Source organism: Microbacterium sp. B19, from assembly GCF_000333395.1.
Classification (GTDB): Bacteria; Actinomycetota; Actinomycetes; order Actinomycetales; family Microbacteriaceae; genus Microbacterium.
This window is the reverse complement of the sequence record NZ_BADA01000234.1, coordinates 1-8,116: the sequence shown is the minus strand read 5'-3', so window position 1 is coordinate 8,116 and position 8,116 is coordinate 1. Positions and strand designations below refer to the sequence as shown.

7 protein-coding genes are annotated in these 8,116 nt (G+C 68.7%); 3 read left to right on the top strand and 4 right to left on the bottom strand.

From position 1 onward, the window contains the following. Window positions 1-9: 9 nt before the first annotated feature. Genes I5G_RS21565 through I5G_RS09060 form a run of 3 tightly spaced genes read right to left on the bottom strand, consistent with a single transcriptional unit; the run spans window position 10 to window position 2,757 of the window. Window positions 10-939: an NAD(P)-dependent oxidoreductase gene (locus I5G_RS21565; protein ID WP_022878779.1), complete on the bottom strand. Its 930-nt coding sequence runs from the start codon at window positions 937-939 to the stop codon at window positions 10-12. Next, on the bottom strand, window positions 923-1,927 hold the full coding sequence (locus tag I5G_RS09065; protein WP_022878778.1) for a glycosyltransferase: 1,005 nt from the start codon (window positions 1,925-1,927) through the stop codon (window positions 923-925). The genes I5G_RS21565 and I5G_RS09065 overlap by 17 nt, the downstream gene beginning before the upstream one ends. After that, window positions 1,924-2,757, bottom strand: a complete 834-nt coding sequence (locus tag I5G_RS09060; protein ID WP_022878777.1) for a glycosyltransferase family 2 protein — start codon at window positions 2,755-2,757, stop codon at window positions 1,924-1,926. Before I5G_RS09060 ends, I5G_RS09065 begins: the two co-directional genes overlap by 4 nt. A gap of 167 nt (window positions 2,758-2,924) precedes the next feature. Between I5G_RS09060 and I5G_RS24020 the strand changes: the two genes are divergently transcribed. From I5G_RS24020 to I5G_RS09045, 3 genes are read left to right on the top strand one after another with little or no spacing between them, the layout of a single operon-like run. After that, window positions 2,925-3,476 (top strand): GtrA family protein, encoded by a 552-nt coding sequence (locus tag I5G_RS24020; RefSeq protein WP_083896601.1) that lies wholly within the window; start codon window positions 2,925-2,927, stop codon window positions 3,474-3,476. A gap of 5 nt (window positions 3,477-3,481) precedes the next feature. Further along, a complete protein-coding gene (gene glf / locus I5G_RS09050) occupies window positions 3,482-4,618 on the top strand; it encodes a UDP-galactopyranose mutase (RefSeq protein WP_022878775.1) in 1,137 nt (378 codons plus the stop codon). Next, window positions 4,615-6,654, top strand: a complete 2,040-nt coding sequence (locus I5G_RS09045) for an acyltransferase family protein (RefSeq protein WP_022878774.1) — start codon at window positions 4,615-4,617, stop codon at window positions 6,652-6,654. Before glf ends, I5G_RS09045 begins: the two co-directional genes overlap by 4 nt. 84 nt (window positions 6,655-6,738) lie before the next feature. On the opposite strand, the gene I5G_RS09040 is transcribed toward I5G_RS09045, so the two are convergent. Next, on the bottom strand, window positions 6,739-8,116 hold a 1,378-nt coding region (locus tag I5G_RS09040), incomplete at its 5' end, for an acyltransferase family protein (protein WP_022878773.1).

The following is an 8,116-nucleotide window of genomic DNA, read 5'->3' as shown; positions in this document are numbered from 1 at the left end:
GTCGCCGGGTCAGCGTCCGTTGACCATGTGGCTGAGCAGCTGCGCCTGGTAGACGATCCCGAGACCCTCGGGCAGGGTCGTCGAGACGAGGGCGTCGAGATCCGGCCACACGACCGAGCGGACGCGGAGGTCGAGCGACTGCCCGCGGGCGTCGCCCTGGCCGAGGATCAGCGGGGCCGGGCGCCGGCGCAGTCGGCCGATCTCGCCGAGCAGGGCACCGATCGAGAGCGCACGCATGGATCCGACGATCTTCGTCACGACGGTACCGGGGGGCTCGGTGCGCACCCGCTCCATCGCGGCGGACACGACCCGACCGCAGTCCTCGACGAAGATGTAATCGCGGAGAGTGTCCAGCGACACGTACACGGACACGGGCCGGCCGGTGACGTACCCACCGACGATGGCCGAGATGAGTCCCTGCCCCTTGGCCATGTCCTGCCCGGGGCCGTACAGGTTGGTGACGCGGGCGATGAAGGCCCGCCGACCGGTCGCAGCGATCGAGGCGGTCAAGGCGTTCTCCATGCGCAGCTTCGCCTCGCCGTACGCCGAGAGCGGCGCCGTCGGGGTGAGCTCGGTGAACGGCGGGGACGGGTTGCCCGCGTACGCCCCGCCGACGCTCGAACCCAGGAAGAAGGATCCTCTTCCGTCACGGGGCAGACGTTCGGCGGCCAGCTCGAGGAACGACTCGAACACCTCGGCCTCGCGCATCATGATCTCGCGCGGAGTCGACGTCACGCCACGCCCGGCGCTCCAGTAGATCTCCCACTCGCGGTCGCCCGCGAGGCGGAGGAACGCGTCCACACCGGCGTCGAGGCTCGACACCGTCGCCGAGGGGGAGAACCAGTCGATGGGGGCCGAGAACGGAGTGTCCGGCCGTCCCCGTTCGATCGCCGAGCCGAGCAGGCCTCGGCCGATGATCCACCTAATCGGAGTCGGCACGCTGCTGACCGAGGGGACCCACGGCGGGGTCGCGGACGATGAGGTAGGCGGGCTTTCCCATCGCCATGTTCACCGCGACGCCCAGGTACTCCGCAATCGTTCCGAGAGCGACGAGGATCAAGCCCGTTCCGAGGGCCGTGAGGACCATCTGCGACGTCCAGCCCTCGGGGATGTTTCCGCTCGTGAACCGCATGATGACGAGGTAGATGGCGAACAGCACACCGGCGACGGCGAACACCACACCGGCACCCGTCACGAGACGGAGCCCGCGTGTGCCCGACGTGAGGATCATCCGCCAGAAATGGGCCATCAGTCGGCGGTACGAGTACCCGGATCGCCGATCGCCTTCCTCCCGCAGAAGCACGGGAGAGGTGACGATCCGCGCGGCGACCCAGGACAGTGCGACATCGAGGTAGACGCCGGTGCCGGAGTAGGCGGCGACGCTTCGACCGACTTCGCCGAGGATCAGACGGTAGCTGTTGAAGTGGGAGGCCTTCCCGCCGGCGAAGACGGTCTCGAGGAGGCGCTTGGAGACGCGCGACGCCGTGTTCCGCACGTAGCCGTGGGGCGGCTTGTTCGTGGGATCCGCGTACACGACATCGGCCCGTTCGCGCATGGCGGTGTCGAGAAGCGACCCGATCGCCGCGGGATCGTGTTGACCGTCTTCGTCGAGCGTGACCACCCAGTCGCCGCCCGAGGAGGCGATACCGGCCAGGGTGGCGGCGTGTTGGCCGTAGTTGCGGCTGAGCCACACGGGTTTCACGTAGGCGTACTTCTCGGCGAGGGCGCGAATGACCTCGGCGGACCGGTCGGGTCCGTGATCATAGGCGAGCACGACCTCGGTGACCACGGCCGTGTGGCCCTCGCCGGTGACGAAGCCGTCCGCGAGGGGATCGAGCTCCGCCAGCACTGCGGCGAGAGTCTTCTCGCCCTGGTACACCGGGATGACGACAGACAGTCGGTGCACGAACGGCTCGGCGCCGGTCATCGCATCCTCCGTTCGAGAATCTTGTAGCTCAGGCGTCGCGCGCGAGCCATGGCCCAGGCTCGGGTGTCGCCCACCGCGAGATCGATCGGGCTGAGCACATCGGGGTGGTTCTCGCGCAGCCAGTGATGGAATCCGCGCGCCTGGGCGGACTGCGCCTTGGTCAGCGCGACGCTCCACTGCGAAGAGCTCATCCGGAACGTCGCCCCGACCTCCGGATCGGGTACGAAGTCGCCTTGGAGGAGGACTTTGGAGTAGGTCGCCTGATCGATGAGGTACGGGAAGTCGCCGAACCATCCGCCGGCGGACACGAGCGCGGAGGTGCGCATCATCACCGAGGCGGGCTCGCCGAACAGATTGGAACCGGCGCGCACCGCTGCTCGGACGGCGCGGGCACCCGGCATCCGCTTCTGCAGCCCTCGCAAACCCCACCCGGCCATGAGCACGCGACCTTCGGCATCGACGATGTCACGGCGGCAGGCGGTCAGGACCGCGGTCTCGTCGGCGAGCAGGGCCGCCTGTCGCGCGAGGGTGCCGGGGCGGACGATGTCGTCACCGCACACCAGCTTGAGCAGGGGGGCGGTGGCCAGGTCGGTGACGCGGTTCCAGTTCCGGGGCGCGCCGCCGCCGGCCGGAGTGTCGGCGAGAGTGACGCGCGGGTCGTCCGCGAACTTCTCCATCTCGGATCTCGTCCCGTCGGAGGACGAATGATCGGCGACGATCAACTCGAAGTCGACGCCCTCCTGATCGAGGACCGAAGTCATGGTCTCGGCGATGGTCCGCGCGTTGTTGTACGCCGGAATGACAACGGAAACGAGGGGCGCGGCGCTCATACCCATCCTCTCGGGGCCACTGATCGGCAGTCGGGGCAGCGGTCACGGCGGGAGGCAACTCCCGGACCCGATGTCGCGCTCGCGGTACCGGCTGCGGCTTTCGAGCATAGCGCAGCGCACCTGAGCGCCCGTCGGAGCCCTCGAGCGGCGCCCTGTAGAATTCTGGGGTGAGGACGTTCTTCTCCGCTGTGGCGGCACGCCCAGAGGTGAGATATCTCTTCTTCGGCGGACTGAACACCGCGTTCTCCTACGGGTTGTACACGGTCTTCCTCCTCCTGCTGCACGCGTTCGCGGTGCCCGGCGACTTCGTATGGGCCACGGCGCTGAGCTGGATCATCTCGAACGCGACCTCGTTCGTCCTGCAACGACGATTCGTCTTCCGGAGCACGCGGGGGGTGGCCAGGGAGTTCGTCAAGTTCTCGTCGGTCACGTTCGGGTCGTTCCTCGCGAACATCGCGCTCGGGGCTTTCGCCGTGGGCGTGCTCGGTTTGAGCAGCGCACCGGAGAAGCTCGTCAGCCAGCTCGTGATCACGATCGTGCTGGTGGTGGCGACGTACGTCCTGCACAAGATCTTCTCGTTCCGCGCTCCCGAGGCCCCGGTCGAGGTCTTCGGCACGTCCGCCGTCGAGACGGGAACGAGCGATGACATCGGGTCTGCCGCTGAGACGGCGCCCTCGGAGCGGACCGGCGAGTCCGACGTCGTGAAAGAAGGAGAGTGAGCAGCGTGGATCTGCTAATCGTCGGTTCGGGCTTCTTCGGCCTCACGATCGCCGAGCGCGCGGCTGCGGCCGGACGCAAGGTGACCGTCATCGATCGTCGTCACCACATCGGCGGCAACGCGTATTCCGAGGCCGAGGTCGAGACCGGCATCGAGGTGCACCGCTACGGTGCACACCTCTTCCACACGTCCAACCCGTCGGTGTGGGAGTACGTCAACCGCTTCACCGCGTTCACGTCGTACGTCCACCGCGTCTACACGACGCACAAGGGCGTGGTGTACCCGCTGCCGATCAACCTGGGCACGATCAACCAGTTCTTCCAGGCGGCCTACACGCCCGACCAGGCGAGGGCGCTGGTCCACGAACTCGCGGGCGAGTTCGACGCGAAGGATGCCGCGAACCTGGAGGAGAAGGGGATCGCCCTGATCGGGCGGCCGCTGTACGAGGCCTTCATCCGCGACTACACGGCGAAGCAGTGGCAGACGGACCCGAAAGACCTGCCGGCCGAGGTCATCTCGCGCCTCCCCGTTCGCTACACCTACGACAACCGGTACTTCAACGACACGTGGGAGGGCCTCCCCGTCGACGGGTACACCGCATGGCTCGAGCGCATGGCCGACCACCCGAACATCGAGGTGAAGCTGTCGACGGACTACTTCGACGAGTCGCAGCCGCTGAACAAGAAGGCGACGGTCGGACAGGTCCCCGTCGTCTACACCGGGCCCGTCGACCGCTACTTCGACTACGCCGAGGGCGAGCTGTCGTGGCGCACCCTCGACTTCGAGCAGGAAGTCCTGCCGATCGGCGACTTCCAGGGCACGAGCGTCATGAACTACGCCGACGCCGACGTCCCCTACACGCGCATCCACGAGTTCAAGCACTTCCACCCGGAGCGCGCGGACCGCTATCCGACCGACAAGACGGTCGTGGTGCGCGAGTACTCGCGGTTCGCCACGCGCGCTGACGAGCCCTACTACCCGGTCAACACCGCGGACGACCGCGCCGGCCTGCTCGCGTACCGCGAGCTGGCCAAGGGTGAGCAGGACGTCTTCTTCGGCGGGCGCCTCGGCACGTACCAGTACCTCGACATGCACATGGCCATCGGGTCGGCTCTGTCGATGTGGAACAACCAGCTGGCGTGAGAGCCGCTTCCCCCGTCTCGACCCCGCTGACATCCGGTAGCGGGTCCGAAGAGGGGCGCTGGGCGTATCGGCGGGACATCGACGGGCTCCGCGCTGTCGCCGTGCTGCTCGTGGTCACCTACCACGTGTGGTTCGGGCGGGTGTCCGGTGGCGTCGACGTGTTCCTGATGCTGTCCGCGTTCTTCCTGACCCGCGGCTTCCTGCGCCGTATGGACGGCCCCCACCCCGTGCGGCCGGTCCGGCACCTGTTGGGGATGTTCCGGCGGCTCCTGCCGGCGGCGGCGGTGACACTGCTCGGAGTGCTCGCCCTCGTGCGCACGGTGTATCCACCGACGATCTGGAACTCCGTCTGGGAGCAGACGTGGGCGTCGCTCTTCTACGTCCAGAACCGCCTTCTCGCGGCGGAGGCGGTGGACTATTACGCGCGCTCCGAGACGCCCAGTCCGCTGCAGCATTTCTGGTCGCTGTCGGTGCAGGGCCAGGCCTTCGTCCTCTGGGTGGCGATCCTCGCCGTGTGCCAGGTCCTCGTCCGTCGCCGGGGCTGGGCGGCAGATCGGGTCGTCGGCGTCGCGTTCGGCGCGGTCTTCCTCGTCTCGTTCGCGTACTCGGTCGCGATCACCGCGTCCGACCAGCGGGCCGCGTACTTCGACACCGGGGCACGCCTGTGGGAGTTCGCCGCCGGTTCGCTTCTCATCGTCGCCCTCCCGCATATCCGGCTGGGCGACCGGGCTCGCGCGACTCTGGGATGGGTCGGTCTCGCGGGACTGCTCGCCCTCGGGATGGCGGTGGACGTCCAGGGCGGTTTCCCCGGGTTCCTCGCCCTGTGGCCCGTTCTGTGCGCCGCCGCCGTGGTGCTGTCGGGCTCGGGCGCGCGGCCCGTCGGACCCGCGAGGCTCCTGGCATCCCGCGTGTTCGGGATTCTCGGACGCGACGCGTACGGGCTCTACCTCGTGCACTGGCCGCTCTTGATCACCCTGCTCGTCGTCACGGGTCGATCGGATGCCGGTCCGGCCGGGGGAGCGCTGGTCATCGCGGTCTCACTGGTGCTCGCGCGCGGACTCACCGCGTTGGTGGACACCCCCGTTCGGGCGTGGCGGCGATCGGACTCCTCGCCGTTCGTCCCCCTTGCCGTGCTCGCGGTCGCGACGGCCGTCGTGGTGACGCCGCTGGCGGGGTGGCAGATGGCGAGCGCGATCCAGCATGGCGAGATCGAGGCGCGAGCCTTGCTCGACAACCCCGGTGCCGCGGTGCTGCACGACCCCACCCTGCCCCCGCCTCCCGCGGACGCCGCTCTCCTGCCGCTCCCCGCGCAGCTCGAGGACGAGTGGGTGCTGCTGGACCAGGAATGCTCGGGCGTCCGAGCGGTGCACGACGACATCCTGCGGGGCACCTGCTCCGAGACCCGGGGAACTCCGCGTGCCGGACAGTCGATCGTGGTGATCGGCGATTCTCACGCGCAGCAGGCGACCGCCGCGCTCCTTCCCGTCGCCGCCGAGAGGGGATGGGGCGTCGTCTTCCTCATCAAGGGAGGCTGCTCCATGGGGGTGGACGAGCCGGGCATGGATCCCTCCTGCCCGGACTGGCGCGAAGCGGCGATCTCCCACGCGGAACGACTCGCTCCCGCGGCCGTGATGACCGTGGTGACGCGCTCGAACCCGGGCGAGGAGGACGAGGCTCTCCGCCCCGGCATCGAGCGGTTCCTGGAACGGATGGGGGATGCCGGGATCGAAGTGTTCGCGGTGCGGGACAATCCGCGTTTCGCCTTCGACATGTTCGCGTGCACCACGGGGTCCGTGAGCGCGATGGACTGCGCCGCCCCGCGGTCGAGTTCGCTGGCCGACTCCAGCCCGGCAGAAGCACTCGCGGGCCCTGACATCCGACTGATCGACCTCACGCCGTGGATCTGTCCCGGAGACGTGTGCGCCGGAGTCATCGGCAACGTCGCGGTCTACCGGGACGACAACCATCTCTCCCGCACGTACGCCACGACGCTGGCCCCGTTGCTCTCCGAGCAGCTACCGGCCCGCCTGGGCTGAGGGTCGCTCGATGCGACCAGACATCGCACGAGCACGGGGACGCCAAGACGATCGCGGGCAGCGGAGACAGCGGTCCGGCGCCGCTCACAGGGAGAGTCGTCGCCGCAGCTCATCCGTGAGGCTGAGGGCATAGGAGCGGGTCATGTGGTTGTCGTCGGAGTAGACGACGACCCCACCGATCCGCGACAGGCATCGGGTGTCGTCGCAGAACAGGTCTTCGAGCGAGACCACCTCTGCGCCGGCGGTGGTTCCTCCCTCGCGCATGGGGTCCGCGAATTGGGCCGTGGCACGGGGGAGCGCACAGTCGCTCGGGCTCTTCGCCCGTGCGAGGCAGTCCGCCGCGCTCTCTCCGCCCTTCGGGGGGACGGCATAGCGCTCGGGCGGGTCGCGAAGCACGATCACCCTCTTCCCGGCGTCCTCGAACTCCCGCACGGTTGCGGCGACCATGTCGGCCGTCAACGGGTGGTACGAGGCCTCGGTCGTCACGTAGAGACGGGTGCGGTTCGTCATCACGACCACATCGATCGAGGTGTCCTTCGCAATCTGGTCGATCATCTCCGCCGAGACGGAACGGCACTTCTCCGCGTACTCGGGATCGAATCCCCAGGCGCTCCCCGTGGTCTCCCGGGTCATCGACGCGCAGCCGGACAGAAGGAACGTGCTCAGTCGCCCGTTCTTCTCAGCGACCAGATCCCGCAGCGGCTCCGCCATCCGCGTCGCGTGGGAGTCGCCGAGGAGGGCGATGTGCGGTCCGGGCGCGTCCGCATCCCCGAAGTCGCATCGCTGGAACGCGTCGTTGTTGGTGCTCAGCTCGCACTGCAGGAACTCGGGGGCCGCGACGTCCGCGGAGAAGGTCGAGAGCGCCGCCACGAGAGGCACCTGGTCGACGGGTCCGCACCCCGAATCGACCATCGCGTTCGCTCCGAAACAGGCCGGAGGATTCTCCGCGGCCACCGCGGGAGCTCGGATCACGTGCGTCGCCAGCGGTGCCGTCACCAGCGCGATGGCCAGCATGCTCGCGGCGACCGATGCGAACGTCCACCGCGACCGGGCGCGTGCGATGCGCGATCGAGTCCGGAACGGGTCTTCAACAAGGGTCTTCGACAGCCAGCCGAGAGCGATCGAGCCGAATAGGATCGCGAGGGAGACCAGGATGCCGTTGGGGGCGCTGCGAGCGAACGGCAGGATCACGATCAGCGGCCAGTGCCACAGATAGGTGCCGTACGAGACATCGCCGAGGAACTGGATCGGGCGGAGCGCGTACAGCCGACCGGCACCCCACCACTGAGGCGGCATCCCCGCCGCGATCACGACGAGGGTGCCGACGACGGGGAGCGCCGCCGTGAAGGACGGGAACGGTGTCGAGCCCGTGTACGTCGCCATGGCGAGCAGGATCAGGCCCAGGCCGACCCAGGAGGCGAAAGCCCCCGCGCGCGGCGTGAGGATGCGGGTGCCCCGGGCG

Coding starts and splice junctions, on each gene's coding strand:
- I5G_RS09065 (WP_022878778.1), bottom strand. CDS start 1,927: ATGACCGGCGCCGAGCCGTTCGTGCACCGACTGTCTGTCGTCATCCCG.
- I5G_RS09060 (WP_022878777.1), bottom strand. CDS start 2,757: ATGAGCGCCGCGCCCCTCGTTTCCGTTGTCATTCCGGCGTACAACAAC.